Origin of the sequence: Salinibacter sp., from assembly GCF_042218895.1 — a bacterium.
In the GTDB taxonomy this organism is placed as follows: Bacteria; Bacteroidota; Rhodothermia; order Rhodothermales; family Salinibacteraceae; genus Salinibacter.
Genome location: NZ_JBDGQQ010000031.1, coordinates 39603 through 57717, shown reverse-complemented (window position 1 = coordinate 57717; position 18115 = coordinate 39603). Strand labels below are relative to the sequence as shown.

Here is an 18115-nt window from a genome sequence, read left to right as displayed (position 1 = left end):
CAGGGACCGGGTGACCGGAAGTCGTCCGCCGGGTCCGAGGTCCACGCCCAGGGCCTCGGCAAACGTCTCCGCGAGCGGATGGGCCCGCACGCCCGCCGCCCATACGGTCGTGCCCGCCTCCAGAAAGCCATCGTCGGTGTGCACGCCTTGCTCGGTGACTTTCGTCACGGACGTCTCCAGCTCGACGTTCACGCCCCGCTCCTCGAGCGACTGCCGCGTGTAGTCGCGGAGGGAGGGAGAGTAGGCCGACATGAGATCGGTCCCGCGGTCGAGGAGGTGCACCTGTGCGGTGCCCGGCTCCACCCAGTCGAAGTCGCGGCACATCGTCTCGCGGAACAGCTCGGCGAGCATGGCCGCCGTCTCCACACCCGTCGGGCCGCCCCCCACAATGACGGCGTCGAGCGCGCACGAGCCGCGGAGGGCCATGTTGCAGTCCGCCTCCTCGAAGCGCTCCAGCACGTGGTTGCGGAGGTTGAGGGCGTCGGGGATGTCCTTGAGCGGAAAGGCGTACTCGCGCACGCCCTCCAGGTCGACGTAGTTGGTGACGGCCCCGGCGGCGAGAATCAGGGAGTCGTACGCCATGGAGGCCCCGCCCTCCGCGTAGATGCGCTGCTCGTCGGGGTCGACGTCCACGACGTTGGCCCGCCGAAACCGGGCGTTGTCCTGCCCCCGCAGGAGGTCCCGTACGGGCGTCGTCACGTTGCCCGAGGTGAGCCCCGCGGTGGCGATCTGGTAGAGCAGGGGCTGAAACTTGTGGTAGTTGTTCCGGTCCACCAGCATCACGTCGACGGGCGCTCCCTTCAGCCCCTGGGCCGCCTCGACGCCCGCAAATCCCGCCCCGATGATGACGACGGTGGGCCGGGTGGACGAGGGGGTGGAGGGTTCGGAGGCGGTTCCGTTTGTTTGGCTTGCATGCTCCATTGGGCTGGGCTCCTCGTGCGTGCGACAGCGCCGAACGATGGAGACGACAGGTCCCCGCTATGATTGTTTTGCACCAGCGGGGAGCCGTTACGGGACCGCCCGTTCTGCCCCGCTCACTGCGGGGACGCCGGGAGATAGGCCAGAATCGTGCGGGGGAACCGGTCGGTCGCCACGAGAAAGCCGTCGTCGAAGCGGACGACGCCCTCCCAGTTTCGGGGGGTGCCGTCGTTCAACTCGACCCAGATCGGGGCCCGGTCGGTGCGGCGGATGCCCCGATCGGTGTACCGATACTGCACGAGGCGCTCCACAATCTCGGAGGTCCGGTGGGTGGCGCCCTGCCCGTGGCGGAGCGCCAGGGAGTCCGGGGCTGGGCGGAGGATGTCGCGGTCGCCGGGGTAGAAGTAGTTGAGGACCCAGAACTGTCCCTCCTCGTCGAGCGCGGTCGCGTCGGTGACGCGGTACTCCAGCGTGGGGAACGGGACACCCCCGAGCGCCCGCAGTGCCGGGGTAAACCGGTAGGCCCGCGGCGAGGCGTTGATGCGGGCCCCGTTGGCCTCGAAGATGGCGATCACGGTATCCCCCCGGACCACCAGACTTTCGTAAGACATGTTGGGAAGCCGGACCTGGTGTGGAAGGGGTTGGGCCTCCGCCCCTTGCACGCGAATCCGCCGAAGGTCTGGGGCGGCGCGGCCCCGTAGCAGGTGCCCCTCCATGCCTTGTGCCTCGGCTTTCCCCTCGACCAGGAGGTAGACCCGACGGTCGTTGACGGCGATGGCCTCGCACCCTTCGTAGGCCGCCGCGTGTTCACTGATGCCGGGGGCTGTCAGTGGAACGGGGATCGGATCGAGCGGGGCAGTCGGCGAGTCGGCCACCGCCTCGCGGAGGGCCGAGCGGGGCAGCCCGTACACCCGACGTGTGTCCTCCCCAGCGGCCCGGGACGGATACTGGGGAAGCACCACGAGCGTGTCTCCGTGCCAGGTGAGACCGGAGATCTCGATGTCGGGACGGTTCAACGGAGCCGCCAGGGGAAGCGGCTGGGGCGCAACCTCCCGACTCGAATCGGAGCGGTCGGCGGGCGAGGGCCCCGGCGACTGGGACGACCCGCACCCCCAGAGGAGCAGGGCCGCAAGCAGGGCGCATGCGAAGGCATGCCTCCTCGCTCGCAATGTGGCCCAGCCACAACGGCCTTCGCCGCGACGACGGCGGACGGCGAACCGCCGTCCGGAATGGCCGTCACGGGCCTCAGGCCCCGAATTCTCCCTTGCGGATGAACTGCGACGGTGCATCGTTCGTGATCCGCGGTCGTGTCGGGGCACGGCGACGAGCATCGAACTCATTCAGAGACTCGGACTGCGATCCGGCTAGTTTGGCGGGCTCCGGGGAGGGGCGACGGAGGAACGACCTGCGGCAGGACGGAGCCGGCGTTCCTCTCCACAACGTGGTGCGCCCAGGTGAGTCCCCGCGCTACACCCGATACTCGCTCGGCTCGATGCCCAACCGATCCATGCGCGAGTGGAGGGTGGTTCGCTTCACGCCAAGGAGTTGCGCGGCGCCCTCCTCGCCCCCCACCACGCCGCCGGTCTGCTCCAGGGCCCGTTCGACGTGGCGGCGCTGCACCTCTTCCAGCGTCTCGAACGACCCTGTTCCGTCTGACCCCGACGAGTCGCTGATCGACAGATGCTCGGCCCGGATGCGGCGGTCGCGGGTGAGGATCACGGCCCGCTCGATGATGTTGGCCAGCTCGCGCACGTTGCCGGGCCAGTCGTACCCCTCCAGGACCGTCATCGCGTTCGCGCTCAGGCCCTCGATGTCCTTGCCGGTACGGGACGCGTACATCTCGCAGAAGTGCTCCGCCAGCAGCGGAATGTCCTCCTTGCGCTCCCGAAGGGGCGGCAGCTCGATGGGGAAGATGTTGAGCCGGTAGTAGAGGTCGGACCGGAACTGCCCCTCATCGACCGCCGCTTCCAGGTCCCGGTTCGTGGCCGCCAGGATGCGGGTATCCACCTCAATCGTCTCGCTGCCGCCGACACGCTCGAACTCCTGGTGCTGGAGAACCCGCAGGAGCTTGGCCTGGGTGTCGAGGGGCAGTTCGCCGATTTCGTCGAGGAAAATGGTCCCGCCGTCCGCCAGTTCGAAGCGTCCCTCACGCTGCTCGGTGGCGCCGGTGAAGGCCCCCTTCTCGTGGCCAAAGATCTCACTTTCGATGAGATCGGTGGAGAGGGCCGCGCAGTTGACCTTGACGAACACCTGGTCGGCGCGGGCGCTGCGGTCGTGGAGCGCGCGGGCCACCAGCTCCTTGCCGGTGCCGGTCTCGCCGGTCACGAGGACGGTGGTCTCGGTGTCGGCCACCTGGTCGATGGCGTCGAACACCGCCTGCATGGGCGCCGACACGCCGACGATCTCGTCGAAGTTGTACTCGCTTTTGAGCTCCTCCTGCAGGTACGACCGCTCGGATTCGAGCTGGGCCACCTCCGCTTCGGCCTGTTTCAACTCGTCGACATCGCGGAGGATGAGCAGGTATCGGTCTTCGTCCGGCAGCTGCACGGGGCAGAGGGTGGCCTCGACGGGAAACGTTTCGCCGGTGGCCCGCCGGGCCTCCAGGCCCTCCGGGGCCGCCAGGTACCGGCCGTCCGCCTCGGGCGTCCCGGCCTTCTCGGCGGCAGCCGTCTGATGCGCCTCGATGTGGCGACGGATCAGGGCCTCGAACGGGTCCGTCAGGAACGCGTCGAGCGAGGAGCACTCGGCCTCCTCGGTCGGGCACCGAAAGATGTCCTCGGCGGCGGCATTGAAGAGGTGGATCTCCAGCTCCGCGTCGATGCTGATGATGGCGTCGATCGCCGAGTCGATGATTCGGGTGAGCCGCTCCCGGCTTTCCCGGAGGGCACGCTCGGCGCGCTTGCGCTCGGCAATCTCCTCTTTCAGCGCCTCGTTGGTCTCTTTGAGCTCCGCGGTGCGCTCTTCGACCTTCTGCTCCAGCTCGTCGTGGGCGCGGCGGAGCGCTGCTTCGGCCTCCCGGCGGGCGCGGCGCTCCTCGGCCTCGCGCAGGGCCCGGCGCACGGCCGGCCCCAGGCGCGAGAGTTTGTCCTTCAGGACGTAGTCCGTGGCCCCCTGCTTGAGCGTCTCGATGGCGCGCTCCTCCCCGATGGCGCCGGACACGAACACGACAGGCAGGTGGGGACGCTCCTCCTGGACCAGTTCGAGGGCCGCCATGCCGTCGAAGCTGGGCAACGAGTAGTCGGCCAGGACGATGTCGGGATCGAACGTATCGAGGGCCTGGACGAATGCGTCCCGGGTCGTGACGCGCCGCGCCTCGAACGTGAGCCCGTCCCGCTCCAGTTCGCGCTGCACAAGCTCGGCGTCGGTGGCCACGTCCTCGAGCATCAAAATGTGAAGCAAGTCGTCGGTCGACATGGAGTGTGACGGAATTCGACATACAGTTTCGAACTGCCTGGGGAGCGAGGCGTGATGCGTGAACCGTGACGTTCTCCTTCTCCCCTCTCACGCATCACCCCTCACGTATCACTCCTCACGCATCACTCCTCACGCATCACGACATCGAGGCCTCGTTCATCTGGAGCCAGTACATCCCGATGCGCTGCACCGCCTCCGTAAACTCGTTGAAGTCTACGGGCTTCACGACGTAGCTGTTGGCCCCGAGGGCGTAGCACCGTTCCACGTCACTGGCCTCTCCCGACGAGGTGAGCACCACGACCGGGATGTGGGCCGTCCGGTCGTCGGACTTAAGGGCCCGGAGCACCTCGTGCCCGCTCACCTTGGGCAGCTTCAGGTCCAGCAAGATCACTCCCGGTGCGTCCTCGACGCTGCGATCGGCGTGGGCCTCGCGCCCGAAGATGAAGTCGAGCGCCTCCGCCCCGTCCTCGATCACGTGCATCCGCGTGCCGAGGTCGAGGTCCCGAAGCGCACGGAGGGCAAGCTCGGCGTCGGACGGCTGGTCCTCCACCAGAAGAAGGTCTACGTGCTGGGTCGCAGTCGCGCTAATCATTCGTGTCGTTGGCGTACGGAAGCGAAAAATAAACCGTGGTCCCCTCCCCCTTTTTGCTCTCGGCCCACACCCGGCCGTTGTGCCGGCGAACAACGCGATCGACAATCGCCAGTCCCACTCCCGTGCCGTCAAAATCATCCTCGTCGTGCAGGCGCTCGAAGACGCCGAAGAGCTTGTCGGCGTAGTCCATGTCGAACCCCACCCCGTTGTCCTGCACAGAGAAGACGGCCTCCCCGTCCTGCTCGTCGCCGCGCACCGCGATGCGGGGCGCTTCCTCGTTTTGGGTGAACTTGACGGCGTTGGACAGCAGGTTCTGCATGACCTGGCGCATCATGGAGGGATCGCCGACGGCGTCGGGAAGGGGGTGGAGGTCAAACGCCACGTCGCCGGCGTGCCCGTTCGCCCGGCACAGGTCGTCGAAGGCCTCTCGGGCGAGCTCGTTCATATCGAGGGGCGTCTCCTGCATGTCGCGGCGGCCGATGCGGGAGAGGGTGAGCAAATCGTCGATGAGGGTGCCCATCTTCTGGGTGTGCTCGCGGACGACGTCCAGGAGGCGCTGGCCCTCGTCGTCGAGCTGATGGGCGTGGCGTTCGCGCAGGAGCTGCGCGTATCCGTCGATGGCGCGGAGCGGCGTGCGCAGGTCGTGCGAGACCGAGTAGGCAAACGACTCCAGCTCGGCGGTCCGCTCCCGCACCCGCTCCTCGAGCTGGCCCGTCAGGTTCCGGAGCCGCTCGGCCAGGTCCCGCTCCCGCATGACGAACCGCAACAACAGCACCGTGGCGGCACTTGCGAGGAGATTGGCAGTGGTCTCGGGGTACTCGCCGAACGCCGACAGGGCGCGCTCCGGCCCGTGCTCGGCGAACACGAGGACCTCGTTCCCCTGATGAATGGCCATCAGCACGAGCACGCCCACGAACAGCACCGGACGCCAGTCCCGGAGCCGGTACGTCGCCGCGAGCGTGTAGACGGCACTCCCGAGGAGGGCCGTCAGGGGGACAATGGAGAATACGATTAGGTCGACCATCAATCGGCCTGGAGGACACCGGGCATCTGCGTCGGGGGCAAAGATCCGTCGGCTCCTCCCGGATCATCGTTTTGAATCTCTACTGAACGCGCAACAAGTGACTCTTTCGTTTCCGGCAGTGGGGGCAGCGGAGCAGCGCACATCGACGCCTCGCGTCTGGCACAAACCGCGATCGGATCTTACACGCTCTCGGCGCCGGAGCGTGGGAGCGCGAAGAAAAAAGACGCGCCCTCGCCCTCGGCTCCCTCGGCCCACACCCGGCCGTCGTGACGCCGAAGAATCCGTTCGACGATGGCCAACCCCACCCCGGTGCCCTCGAACTCCTCCGCCTCGGGCCCTCGTTGAAAGACGCCGAAGAGGCCCTCCGCCTCGTCGGGATCGAGGCCGACCCCGTTGTCGCGCACGACGTACACGCACTCCCCATCGCGCAGCTCGCCACGGACCTCGATCCGGGGAGCGTCCACGGTCTGCGTAAACTTGACGGCGTTGGACAACAGGTTGGTCAGCGCGTGACGAATCATGGACCGGTCGCCCGGGGCATCGGGGAGGGCCCCGAGTTCAAACGTCACGTGCTCCATCGATCGCGCCCGGCACAGGTCATCGTAGGCCTCCTGGACGAGGGCCTCCATGTCGATGGGCATGCGGTTCATCTCGCGGCGGCCAAGGCGGGAGAGGGTGAGCAAGTCGTCGATAAGGTCCCCCATCTTCTGGGCACTGTCATAGACGACGTTCAGGAGGCGCCGGCCCTCCTCTCCCAGCTGGTCGGCGTGCTCCTCCCGCAGGATGCGCGTGTAGCCATCGATGGCCCGCAGCGGCGTGCGCAGGTCGTGCGAGACCGAGTAGGTAAACGACTCCAGTTCGGCGGTCCGCTCCTGCACCCGCTCCTCGAGCCGCTCCCGCTGCTCCTGCACCTCCTCCAGGAGCTGGCTCTGCCGGAGGGCAATGGCCATGTGGTCGGCCAGCTCGCGCCCCACCCGCCAGTCCTTGTCGGTGAAGGCGTCGGCCTCGGTCCGTCCGACATGGACGACCCCGATTACCTCGTCCTCGATGACCATCGGGACGCAGAGGACGGACCGGAGGCCCATCGTGCGTATGCGGTCCTCCGCCTCCGGCACAGGCTCGTACGCCTCGTCGGAGATCACCTCGGTGTTCCCCGCCCGCAAATTGTCGCTGAGGTAGACCTCACGGAGCGGCAGGGTCGTAGGAGCCTCCAGGACGTTGTCCTGGGCCGCCAGCACGCGGGCCGTCCCGGCGTCCCAGTCCGTGACGGTTACGGTTGCGCTCCGGTACGGCAGGATGTCGCGGACGCGCTGGATGGCCTCCGCCGCAATCTCCTCCGGCGACTCGGCGGCCAGGATCGCCTGATCGATGTCCCGGAGGGTTTGCAGTCGCTGGGTGCGGTGGGAGAGGCGGTCGTTCACCTCCTCAAGGTCGGCGGTGCGCGTCTCTACCCGCTCCCTCAGGCGGGCCTGGCGGAGGGCAACGGCGAGATGATCGGCCAGCTCCTTGCCCGCACGCTGTTCCACTTGCTCGAAGGCCTCCGGACGCGCCCGACCGATCTGCAGGAGACCGATGAGCTCGCCCTCGGCCATCATTGGGAGGGCAAGGACCGCCCGAACGCCAAGGTCGCGCACTTTGGCCGCGGTGCCGGACTGGGGCTCGGCCGCAAGGTCGGGAATCACCTCTGTCTCGCCGGCCCGCAGGGCCTCGGTCAGGTAAAACTCGTCGAGCGGGATGGTCGTGCCGCTGCCCAAGAATTCTCCCTCCTGCCGGGTGGCGAGGACGCGTGCGCGGTCTTTGTCCCACTCAATGACCGACACGCTGGCGCGGTGGAAGGGCACAATCTCGTGGGTGCGCCGGAGCGTGGCCGTGGCGATTTCTTTCGGAGATCCCGCGGCCAAAATGGCCTGATCGATGTCGCGAAGGGCTTTCAGACGCTGGGTTTGCTGTTCGAGCCGTTCGTTGGTGCGCTCAAGCTCGGCGGTCCGCTCCTCCACGCGGGTCTCCAGTTCGTCGCGGGCCTCGCGGAGGGCCGTCTCCATGCGGCGCCGCTCGGTGACGTCGACCATCATAACGAGACGTTCGGCTCCGTCGTCCCCGGCTTCATCGACGGGACGCATCGTGAGGCTCACCCAGATCCGCTCCCCGCTAGCCAGACACAGCTCCACCTCGTCGTCGCGCACCGGCTCTCCGCTCCGAAGACGTTGCTCCAGCCGCTGGGCCGCCTGCCGGCCCTCCGGGGTCTCCGCGCAGAAGTCGAGAATCGAGCGGCCAACGAGGGTCGCTTCCGCGGCGTCGAAGAGCTCGGTGGCCCGCCGGTTGGCCATGCGGATCTCGCCCTCGGACGTGGCGGACAGGTAGGCGACCGGCGCGCTCTCGTAGAGCTCCCGGTACCGGTCCTCGCTTTCGCGGAGGGCCTGCTCCTGGGCCGCCCGCGTCCGGTCGAGCTCAATCCGGTGCAGCGCCATCGACGCCTGGGCCGCCATCATCTGCAGCGAGGAGACCTGCAGGGGCGTGTGGGTGGTATCCGCGGCCAGCCCCGCCACGGCCACGCCGAAGTCGTGGTCGAGCGTGCCCAGCCGCACGAGGGCGAGGCGGTCGATGCCCTGCCCGGCGAGGGGTCCGTCGTCGGGCACCTCGATCCGGCGGTGGGACGGGCTTCCGGTCCCCGACCCCGTTCCAGGGGCCAGGATTTCTTCCTCCCGGCACAGCGCGTCGACGACCGAGTCGGGAAGCGGATGGGGCCCGACGCTCCCGAACACGCGCGGGTCGTCGTCGGGGCCCCTTTCCATCACGACCGCCTGCAGGTCCGCGAGGCCCATCGAGCGCAGGGCACCCGTGAGGAGGCGGGCCACCTCCTCGGTGGAGTCGAGCAGCGCTAGGGCCGACCCAAACCCGAGGACCGAGGAGGGATCCAGGTCCGATGTGCGGTGGGAAAGCTCCATGATGAGGTCGATTGCGATCAGCCAATGAGGACTATCCCTCCGCGGTCAGCTCCGCCCGCACCGCCTCGGGGGACTCGTGGAACGGGTTCGGCACTACCACGTCGCCCATCACGCAGTACGGATGGGTGCGGAGGGCGTCCATGATGACGTCACTCTCGAAGACCGTGAGGTCGAACTGGCACAGCGCCAGCATGCGCCAGTCGGCGGAGTGTTCGTCGTAGAGGGCCTCCCAGCGCAGCATCTCGCAGACGGTGATGTCCTGCTCCAGGGCCCATTCCCCGTCCCCCGACCACCGGACGAACGGCTCGTCGTCCGCCTGCGCCTCCGCGTCGATCCGGTCGGCGAGGCGCTTCATGTCCTCCTCGGTCGCCTCCCCAGGGTGTAGGATGAGCCGATCCGCCGATCGGGCGTCGTCGACGTCGACCTCCCGACCCGTCAGCCAGTCGCACAGTTGCTCTCCGACGTCGGGCCGCGAGATAAACACGCACCGGTCGCCCCGGCGCAGCCCCGACTCGATATACGGCCCGAGCACCGAAAAGCGCTGGTCGTCCCCGCGGAAGAAGTGAGCAATGTGGTCGCCGACGCTGGCATCGACCCCGCCGAACCCGAGCGGAATCGTGTCGGCCGGATCCTGCGTCGACGTTGGCTCTGCATTCTCTCGCGTGTCCATGGGGCCTTTTTCTTCGGTATGGATGTGTGGCTTGGTGGCAATTTTAAAGAAAAGATTGCCATCTGACAAGATCCATCCAGCCCCCTGCATCGTCGAGAACGAAGAGCTAGGCACGAAGGGAATGAGGACGTCGAGGTGTAGAGCGAACCCTACGTTGCTCCGGTTCACAATCCGTTACAGACGCCGTACGAGACAGGCAGGTGGAAATGGAGGACGGAGGAGAGGACCTGAGGGCGAGAGAGGTCGGGGAAGGGGACCCAGCGCCCGCCGTGCAGACGAGAGCGGGCTGCGGACCGGTTGGTCATTTCCGCGGCGCAGCTCCTGCCGTGTCTTTATGTCCCTTCGCGCACGTGGCACGGGGTTGGCCAGGCGCCATGAAGCAGCTCAGGGCTCAGATCCAGGCGCTCGCCCAGGAGCTTCGCCGCTGACAGGTGACTCGCGTGGCAGTGGCCTCCGGAACGACCGGATTTGTCATGCTGCAGGCCGCGGACGTTCTGCAGCCCACACCCCGGCTGCCATCCTGGACCGTTCGGCTCAGCACGCCGCTTCTGCTGCTGGGCTTTCCGCTGGCAATCGGGCTGTCCTAGGTACACAAACTGATCGCTGAGGCGACAAGCCCGGTCGGCGCTACAAGCCGTTCTCGCTCGGAGCCACTGGCGTGCGGGGAAGAACGCGTCGAGATTCGTGCTGGGGAGGGCCGCCCTGAAGGAAGAGCGGAGAGTTCCGCGGAGGCAAACACGGGATGGAGGCATGTCCTTCCCCGAACCGCGCCATGGCGTTGCCCTGGAGTGTCGACATATCGACGCTGTGCCGATATACCGTCATACGGGAGGTGCCGAGGCAATCTCTTTTTTCGACGTATGCTGATAGTTTTCAGTGGTTTACAGGAAAAAGGGAGGTGGACCAGAAAGCCTGGCACGGTCTTGGGAGTGTATGTAGAGCGCCGGAGGAGGCATCGCCGGCGTCCTTCTTCGTCGTACTACACACTTGCTGTTCGACCCTCACAATGCCCGAGACCGCTTCTGCCCCCAGTGACGACCCGCCCCATGATGCCACCCTCAGTGAGGCCGAGCTGCAGGCCCTCCGCAATCGCGACCCGGAGGCCGTCCAGCGGTGGATCTACGGCCATCGCGACTACATCGAAGGCGTACTCCGCCGGTATTCCGACGACCAGAGGGTTGCGCGTGACCTGGTACAGGAAACCTTCTTCCAGGCCCTGCGCAGCCTACCGAACTTTCGAGGGGATTCGAAGATCACGACATGGCTCCACAGTATTGCGAAGAATGTTGCTCTTGCGCGCTACCGCAAGGACCAGCGACACAGCTGCCTGGAGGAGGACACCCTCGAACACGTCCGTGTGACGACGAGCGACGGCCCTCCTCCGTCGTCGTACCGCTCCCCCGCGGAGGGCGCGGAGCGCGACCAGGAGAACAGCTTCCTCTACGAAGCAATGGGGGAACTGTCCGAGTCCTACCGCGAGATCATCCGACTTCGGGACCTCGAAGAACTGTCGACGAAGGAGGTGGCGGAGGAACTCGGGCTCACTCGGGTCAACGTTCGGGTTCGCCTGCACCGGGCCCGTAAGGCGTTGCGCGAGGTTCTTGAGTCCCGCCTCGACCACGCTTATCAGATGATGGCGTAACCGTTGGTCTCCAGCCCCCACGCTCTCCACTCCCTACCTCCAACCCTCCATTGTCAGATGTCTGAGCCATTGAGTCCCAAAACGTCCATGCAACCGACGATGAATGCGACTCGCGTCCAATTCCAACTCGCCGAAGATGGCGAGGCAATCGGCACGGCGCAGCAGTTCGCTAGACGCCTGGACCTCCCCGCGCCGAAGGTGTGGTCGTGCCTCCAAAAAAGTGAGGCGTCTCCTGTCGTTTTGCCCACCCGCACGGACGATGACCGCGTGCTCATCGTTGGTGCTGAGGGCGTGGATGCCCTCCTGGAGTGTGCGTCCGAGACGGCGCCGTAGCCGGCCGTTCTCCGTTCCTGCTCAATTCGACGTAGACCAACCATGCCTCCCACCCGCTTCCCGCCCCGTGTTGGGCTTCTGATTCGCGAGGACGGCACGACCATGGGCACCGTACAGCAGTTCGCCGATCGCCTGGGACTGTCCGAGTCGGCGGTTCGCACCTGTCTACACGACCAAGAGGCCGTTATTCTGCAAGCCGGCTCGGGCCCGACCCAGCTTCTCGTCGTGCGGGCCGAAGGCATTGATGCTCTCCGCCGCGCAGCTCGCGGTGGCTCCCAGTAGCGGTTATGCTTGCTAGTTCTCTCCCATCCGTTTCTGTACCATGCCCTCAACACAAACCTTAGGCATTGACATCGGCGGGACGAAGGTAGAGTCTGCCCTCGTTGATCCCTCCGGAACCGTCCGTACGTCTCACCGCCATCCCACAAACGCCGATCAGGGGGCCGACCGGGTCATTAATGACATTGTGGACTGTGTCATGGAATGCATGTCCCGGGCCCCCGAACAGGCCGCTGCGGCGGGCGTCGGGGTGGCCGGGCAGGTGGACTCGGAAAAGGGGGTCGTGCGCACGGCTCCGAACCTGGGCTGGCAGAACGTTGCTCTTCAGAAGCGTCTCGAGGACGCTCTTGGGCTGCCCGTAGCCATTGCCAACGATGTCCGGGCCATCACCTGGGGCGTCTGGCAGCACGGCGCGGGGCAGGGCATCGACAACCTCGTCGTGGTGTTCGTGGGAACCGGCATCGGAGGCGGAGTCGTGAGCGACGGGCACGTGCTGAACGGAGACCGTGGCCTCGCTGGGGAGCTCGGACACACGTCGCTCATGCCCTACGGCCGCTCCTGCCGCTGCCCGAATCGGGGCTGCTGGGAAGCCTATGCGGGCGGATGGGCCATCGCCGAGCGCGCTCGAGAAGCCGCGCGCACCGACCCGGACATGGGGGCGGCCCTGATCGATCAGGCCGGGAGGATCGACAACATTACGGGCCGGACCGTTCACACCGTTTCCGAACAGGGCGATCCGTTGGCAACCCGCATCGTCAACACGACGGCGGAGTATCTCGGGCTCGGACTGGTCGGTGTAGTGAATGCCTTCAATCCACGCCGCGTGGTGCTCGGGGGCGGGGTGATTGAGGGCCATCCGTCCTACGTAGATGAGGCACACCGCATCGTCAAAGAGAGGGGCCTCCAGGTGGCAACCCGGGGGCTTAAGGTCGTTCCCTCCGAGTTGAACGCCCACGCAGGGGTCGTGGGGGCGGCCACGGTGGCACGAAGTCGGTACGACCTTGACGAATCGTCACGAGCCGAGCGGTGGCCTCTCCTTCTGTGATGGCCCCTACTCTCGACACCTTCGTAAGAATAGTCGCGGACGTCGGAGATCCTCCGCCCTCGGATCAAGGAGCTCGATTTCGACCAGCCCTGCATCTGTGTGCTGGACGGGAAAGGGCGGCACGGACCAGACGACGTGCCTGCCGGAGCACCTCTACGGCCTGCCCCGACGTCGTTTGAAGAAGGTGAAGGCTCAGCACGAGTCGGACTGTGCTAAAGAATTGAGCGGCATCTACTTGGCCCTGATCGAATTGAGGAAGTAGTTTTAGACTGCGGCACTCGTTCGCCACGCATCTGCCGGCCAGTGGCACCGACGTGCGCACCACCCGGAAGCTGCTCGGGCATGAGCGGCTGCGCACCATCATCCATTCCGTCCACGTCCTGGAGCAGAGTGGCGCGGGCGCGACGAGCCCACTCGACACTCCCGACAACGACCGATCGACTGGAGATCACAAGCGAGCTGCTGCCCCGTGAGCGAGGGGATCTCGTCAAAATGCAAGCGCCTTCCCGCTCTCCACACGTCCACACCTCTCCCCTTCCTCCCCCGATCTTTACCGCTCCGCCCGCAGGGCCAGCACCCGATGGGGCCGGAGGGTCAGCACGCCCCCTGGATCGAACGGCCCGGCGCCATTGAGGTCTCCAGCCAATTCGGACACGATGTGCCAGGCCGCGCAGTGCACGTCCTCGAGCTCGTTGGTCTCCGTAGGAAGCTCAATTTCAACGGGCGCGTCGCCCTGATTCATGAGCACCAGGAACGAGTCGTCGCGTCGGGGACGCCCCTGCACGTCGGGCGCCAGATCGAGGCCGCGGAGCAGGTAGCCAAAGGCCCGTAGGTCGTCGTCGTGCCAGTCGTCGTTCGTCATCTCGCGACCGTCGGGGTGCCACCAGAGCACATCGCCCGTGCCATCCGACTCGTCGGCCGGGTCCAGGAAGTGCCGCCGTCGAAAGCTCGGATGCTCCTTCCGAAACTTGGTGAGCCGCTGCACAAACGCCAGGAACTTCTCCTCCCGCTCGTTGAGCTCCCAATCGTACCAGCTAATCTCGTTGTCTTGGCAGTAGGGGTTGTTGTTGCCCCGGCGGGTGCGGGACAGCTCATCGCCCCCCAGAATCATGGGGACGCCCTGCGACAGCAACAGGGTGGCCATCAGGCTCCGCTTGCGCCGCTCCCGACATTCGATGACGGACGGGTCGTCGGTCGGCCCCTCCACCCCGCAGTTCGTGGAGTAGTTCTCGTCGTGGCCGTCCTCGTTGCCCTCCTTGTTTTCCTCGTTGTGCTTCTCCTCGTAGCTGACAAGGTCCTGCAGCGTAAAGCCGTCGTGGGCCGTCACGAAGTTGACGGAGGCGAAGGGGCGGCGGCCGGAGCGCTCGTAGAGGTCGCTGGAGCCGGCAATGCGGGTGGCCACCTCGCCGTTGAGACCGCGGTCGCCGCGCCAAAAGCGGCGGATGGCGTCGCGGTAGCGCCCGTTCCACTCGGCCCACTGCCACGGAAAGGAGCCCACCTGGTAGCCGCCCGGCCCCACGTCCCAGGGCTCGGCGATGAGCTTGACCTGGCTCAGCACGGGGTCTTGCTGCACCACTTTGAAGAAGGACGCGAGCATGTCCACGTCGTAAAGCTCCCGGGCCAGGGCCGAGGCGAGATCGAACCGAAAGCCGTCGACGTGCATCTCGGTGACCCAGTAGCGCAGGCTGTCCATAATCATCTGCAGGACGTAGGAGTCCCCCGGATCGAGCGTGTTGCCGGTCCCCGTGTAGTCCATGTAGTAGCGCTCGTCGTCGGGGTTGAGCTTGTAGTAGGTGCGGTTGTCGACGCCCCGCCACGAAAGGGTGGGGCCGAGGTGGCTTCCCTCGCAGGTGTGGTTGTACACCACGTCGATGATGACCTCCAGGCCCGCATCGTGGAGGGCACGGACCATCATCTTGAAATCGCGCACGGCGCTCGCGGGCCCGTTGGCCGCGTACTCCGGCTCCGGCGCGAAGTAGGACAGCGAATTGTAGCCCCAGTAGTTGCGGAGGCCCTTTTCCAGCAGTTCCCGGCGGTGCATCTTGGCGTGCACGGGCAGCAGCTGCACTGTGGTGACGCCCAGGTTTTTCAGGTGGTCGATGATCGGCTCGCACGCGAGCCCCAGGTACGTTCCCTGTTGGGCCTCGGGCACCTCGGGGTGCTGCTCAGTCATCCCCTTCACGTGGGTCTCATAGATAATGGTGTCCTCCCACGGAATCTCGGGCGACTGGTCATTGCCCCAGGCAAAGGTCTCCTCCACCACCGCCCCGAGGGGGGCGTAGGGCGCACTGTCCTGGGAATCGAACGAGAGGTCCTTCCTCTCTTCGTCGTCGACGTCGTACCCGAAGAGGCTGTCGTCCCAGCGCAGGGGGCGCCCGATGGCCTTGGCGTAGGGGTCGAGCAGCACCTTGTTGGGGTTGAACCGGTGCCCGTTCTCCGGATCGTAGGGGCCGTGGACGCGGTAGCCGTAGAGCTGACCGGGGCGCAGGTTCATCACGTAGCCGTGCCAGATGGGGCCCGTTTGCTCCGGCAACTCAAACGTAGCGCCCGGCTCTGCGTCCTCGGCGTCGTCGAACAGCAGGAGTTCCACCCGTTCGGCGTGGGCACTGTGCAGCGCAAAGTTCACTCCAATGCCATCCCACGTGGCCCCTCGCGGGTAGGGCTTGCCCGGGCGAACATGGAGACCATTTCCAATCTGATCCTCGTTCGTGGACGAAGAGGGGGGAGATGTACTCATAGACGAACGCTTACTGTGAGAAGACACACGGACACAGGCCCGATCGCAGTTGTCATGTCGCGCAAAAAACGGGCCGTTGTCCGCACGACGAAATGCGCCCACCGAATCACAGCTACGTTGGGATTTCTGTTCCCTAGTGTGTAGCGTGTACTGCAGGACAGTTCGCCCGCCCGCCCCCGGCACCTGTGAAGCCCTCCCTCCCTTCCCCCTCGCGTTCCGCTCTGCTCGATTCTCGGCCTCCCTTCCGCATGTCCACGTCTAGCGCCCCACCGCCCACCCCGTCCCGCACCTCCACGATGCCCAAATCGTGGTCCCGCGTCGTCATCACGTCGGTGTCCCCTACCGTCGACGGCGGACAGTGGCCCATCAAGCGCGCCGTGGGAGAGCACGTGGTGGTGACTGCGGGCGTGATTGTGGACAGCCACGAGGCCTTGTCCGTCGAGCTCGTCTACCGCCACGAAAACGACGATACGGAGCATATCACCCGCATGTCCTCGGTCGGGAATGATGAGTACGAGGGCGACTTCGCGGTGTCGGAGGTTGGGCGCTACCTCTACCGCGTGCGGGCCTGGATCAACCGGTTTGCCACGTGGCAGGACCAGTTCCGGCGTCGGGTGGAGGGCGGCGAGTCGCAGGCCGAGATCGAGAGTGAACTCAAGGTCGGGGTGTCGCTCCTCGAAGACGCCGCCGAAGACGCCCCCGAGGACGACCGCGACCTGCTGGAGGCCCACGTCGACGCCTTCAAACAGGGCAACGAGCAGGCCGCCCTCGGCGATGAGATTGCGGAGCTCGTGCGGCGCCACGCCCCCCACGATCAGCAGTCGACGAGCGCCACCTACGAGGTGCTCGTGGACCCGAAGCGGGCCCGTAGCGGCGCCTGGTACGAGTTTTTTCCGCGCTCCGCCCGCGACGACGACCAGCACGCCACGCTCGACGACGCCGCCGAGCGGCTGCCACGCATCCAGGAGATGGGCTTCGACATCGTCTATCTGCCGCCCGTCCATCCCATCGGCAAAACGAATCGCAAGGGCCCAGACGACGCCCCGCAGGCCGGGCCGGACGACCCGGGGAGTCCCTGGGCCATCGGCGGCGTTCTGGAGGATGGCTCGAAGGGCGGGCACAAAAGCGTCCACCCCAAGCTGGGCGGCATCGAGGCGTTCGACCGCTTCGTAGAGCGGGCCGACGAGCTGGGGCTCGACGTGGCCATCGACATTGCCTTTCAGTGCTCCCCCGATCACCCCTACATCGAGGAGTACCCGGAGTGGTTCTACCACCGCCCGGACGGCTCCATCCGCTACGCCGAAAACCCGCCGAAGAAGTACAAGGACGTCCACCCCATCAACTTCGAAACGGAGGAGTGGCCGGCGCTCTGGCAGGAGCTGAAGAGCGTGTTTGAGCACTGGATCGACCACGGCGTCACCACCTTTCGCGTCGACAATCCGCACACCAAGCCGTTCGCATTCTGGCAGTGGTGCCTGCGCGAACTGCGCACGGAGACGCCCGAGCTCATTGTCCTGTCGGAGGCCTTTACGAAGCCGAAGACGATGTACCACCTCGCCAAGCTCGGCTTCAACAATTCGTACACCTACTTCACCTGGCGCAACACCCCCGAGGCGCTCGAAGAATACGGCGAGGAGCTCTTCCACACCGACGCCGTCGAGTACTTCCGACCCAATTTCTGGCCCAACACGCCGGACATCCTGCACGACGAGCTTGTGCACGGCGGCCGCCCGGCCCACAAGAGCCGGTTTGTGCTCGCGGCCACCCTGTCAAGCGCCTACGGCGTCTACGGCCCGCCCTTCGAGCACGTCGACAACCAGCAGCGGGACGCCAAGGAGGAGTACGCCCAGAACGAAAAATACGAAATTCGGACCTGGGACTGGAACGACCCCACGTCGCTCCAGCCGTTCATGACCCGCGTGAATCGAATCCGCAAGGAAAATGCCGCCCTCCAGCAAATGCGGTCGATTCAATTTCTGGAGACCCAGCACCCGGACCTCATTGCCTACAGCAAGGAAACGCCCGACAACTTAATCGTCGTGGTCGTGAGCCTCGACCCCCACAACGCCTGCGAGGGCCAGTTGGTACTGTCTCCCGAGGCTTTTGGCCTCCCTTCCGACGAGGGCTTCGGGGTGCATGACCTGCTCAACGACGCCCGCTACACTTGGCGCGGCACCCACCATTACCTAAAACTTACCCCCGACACCCCTGCGCACATTTTCCGGCTCGACCGGGACGGCTCCCATGAGGCCCCTCCGCCCACCTACGACCGCCCCGTGCACGCTTGACTGCGCTGGCGCGTTGGAACGTTGAACGTTCTTGCCGTCCCCAACGTGCCACCGTTCAACGCATCAACGTTCGAACACACTGCCGTATGCCCGGCGACTCCCTCGCGGATCCCCAGTGGAACAGCGACGCCGTGATCTACGAGAGTCTCCGCTCCCCAAGATGAACTGCAGGGCTAGGCGCCGGTCGAGCCCTTCAGTCAGGCCCCGCTCTCTCATCGGCGAAGACGA

15 protein-coding genes are annotated in these 18115 nt (G+C 66.2%); 7 read left to right on the top strand and 8 right to left on the bottom strand.

Translation table 11 applies throughout. The features are described from left to right. The 7 genes from ABEL04_RS03505 to ABEL04_RS03475 all read right to left on the bottom strand — a co-directional run. On the bottom strand, window positions 1-921 hold a 921-nt coding region (locus tag ABEL04_RS03505; RefSeq protein WP_375800997.1), incomplete at its 3' end, for an NAD(P)/FAD-dependent oxidoreductase. Window positions 922-1034: 113 nt separating this feature from the next. Then, window positions 1035-1934, bottom strand: coding sequence for a hypothetical protein (locus ABEL04_RS03500; protein ID WP_375800996.1), 900 nt, complete (start codon window positions 1932-1934; stop codon window positions 1035-1037). Between the two features lie 451 nt (window positions 1935-2385). Continuing rightward, window positions 2386-4332 carry a sigma 54-interacting transcriptional regulator gene (locus ABEL04_RS03495; protein WP_375800995.1) on the bottom strand — a complete coding sequence of 649 codons (1947 nt, stop codon included), beginning with the start codon at window positions 4330-4332 and terminating at the stop codon, window positions 2386-2388. Window positions 4333-4468: 136 nt separating this feature from the next. Next, window positions 4469-4924 (bottom strand): response regulator, encoded by a 456-nt coding sequence (locus tag ABEL04_RS03490; protein ID WP_375800994.1) that lies wholly within the window; start codon window positions 4922-4924, stop codon window positions 4469-4471. Then, window positions 4917-5948 (bottom strand): ATP-binding protein, encoded by a 1032-nt coding sequence (locus tag ABEL04_RS03485; RefSeq protein ID WP_375800993.1) that lies wholly within the window; start codon window positions 5946-5948, stop codon window positions 4917-4919. The genes ABEL04_RS03490 and ABEL04_RS03485 overlap by 8 nt, the downstream gene beginning before the upstream one ends. A 179-nt stretch (window positions 5949-6127) precedes the next feature. Next, the gene (locus ABEL04_RS03480) at window positions 6128-8893 is read right to left on the bottom strand and encodes a GAF domain-containing protein (RefSeq protein WP_375800992.1); all 2766 of its coding nucleotides are present in this window, start codon (window positions 8891-8893) and stop codon (window positions 6128-6130) included. Window positions 8894-8924: 31 nt separating this feature from the next. Further along, on the bottom strand, window positions 8925-9677 hold the full coding sequence (locus ABEL04_RS03475; RefSeq protein ID WP_375800991.1) for an MEDS domain-containing protein: 753 nt from the start codon (window positions 9675-9677) through the stop codon (window positions 8925-8927). Between the two features lie 317 nt (window positions 9678-9994). Here ABEL04_RS03475 and ABEL04_RS03470 point away from each other — a divergent pair, with 317 nt between their 5' ends. The 6 genes from ABEL04_RS03470 to ABEL04_RS03445 all read left to right on the top strand — a co-directional run bounded on the left by ABEL04_RS03470 (window position 9995) and on the right by ABEL04_RS03445 (window position 13335). Continuing rightward, a complete protein-coding gene (locus ABEL04_RS03470) occupies window positions 9995-10150 on the top strand; it encodes a hypothetical protein (RefSeq protein ID WP_375800990.1) in 156 nt (51 codons plus the stop codon). Window positions 10151-10569: 419 nt separating this feature from the next. After that, window positions 10570-11205, top strand: coding sequence for an RNA polymerase sigma factor (locus ABEL04_RS03465; RefSeq protein WP_375800989.1), 636 nt, complete (start codon window positions 10570-10572; stop codon window positions 11203-11205). A gap of 99 nt (window positions 11206-11304) precedes the next feature. Further along, complete coding sequence (locus ABEL04_RS03460) at window positions 11305-11538, top strand: hypothetical protein (protein ID WP_375800988.1); 234 nt, start codon at window positions 11305-11307, stop codon at window positions 11536-11538. A 42-nt stretch (window positions 11539-11580) separates the two neighbouring features. After that, window positions 11581-11820 carry a hypothetical protein gene (locus ABEL04_RS03455; protein WP_375800987.1) on the top strand — a complete coding sequence of 80 codons (240 nt, stop codon included), beginning with the start codon at window positions 11581-11583 and terminating at the stop codon, window positions 11818-11820. Between the two features lie 40 nt (window positions 11821-11860). Then, on the top strand, window positions 11861-12862 hold the full coding sequence (locus ABEL04_RS03450) for an ROK family protein (protein ID WP_375800986.1): 1002 nt from the start codon (window positions 11861-11863) through the stop codon (window positions 12860-12862). Between the two features lie 269 nt (window positions 12863-13131). Continuing rightward, entirely contained in the window at window positions 13132-13335 is a 204-nt protein-coding gene (locus ABEL04_RS03445; protein WP_375800999.1) for a hypothetical protein, read from the top strand. A gap of 77 nt (window positions 13336-13412) precedes the next feature. Here ABEL04_RS03445 and glgX read toward each other — a convergent pair whose 3' ends face one another. Continuing rightward, entirely contained in the window at window positions 13413-15599 is a 2187-nt protein-coding gene (gene glgX / locus ABEL04_RS03440) for a glycogen debranching protein GlgX (protein WP_375800985.1), read from the bottom strand. 296 nt (window positions 15600-15895) lie between these two features. On the opposite strand from glgX, the gene ABEL04_RS03435 reads away from it, so the two are divergent. After that, a complete protein-coding gene (locus tag ABEL04_RS03435) occupies window positions 15896-17887 on the top strand; it encodes an alpha-1,4-glucan--maltose-1-phosphate maltosyltransferase (protein ID WP_375800998.1) in 1992 nt (663 codons plus the stop codon). The last annotated feature ends 228 nt before the right edge of the window (window positions 17888-18115 follow it).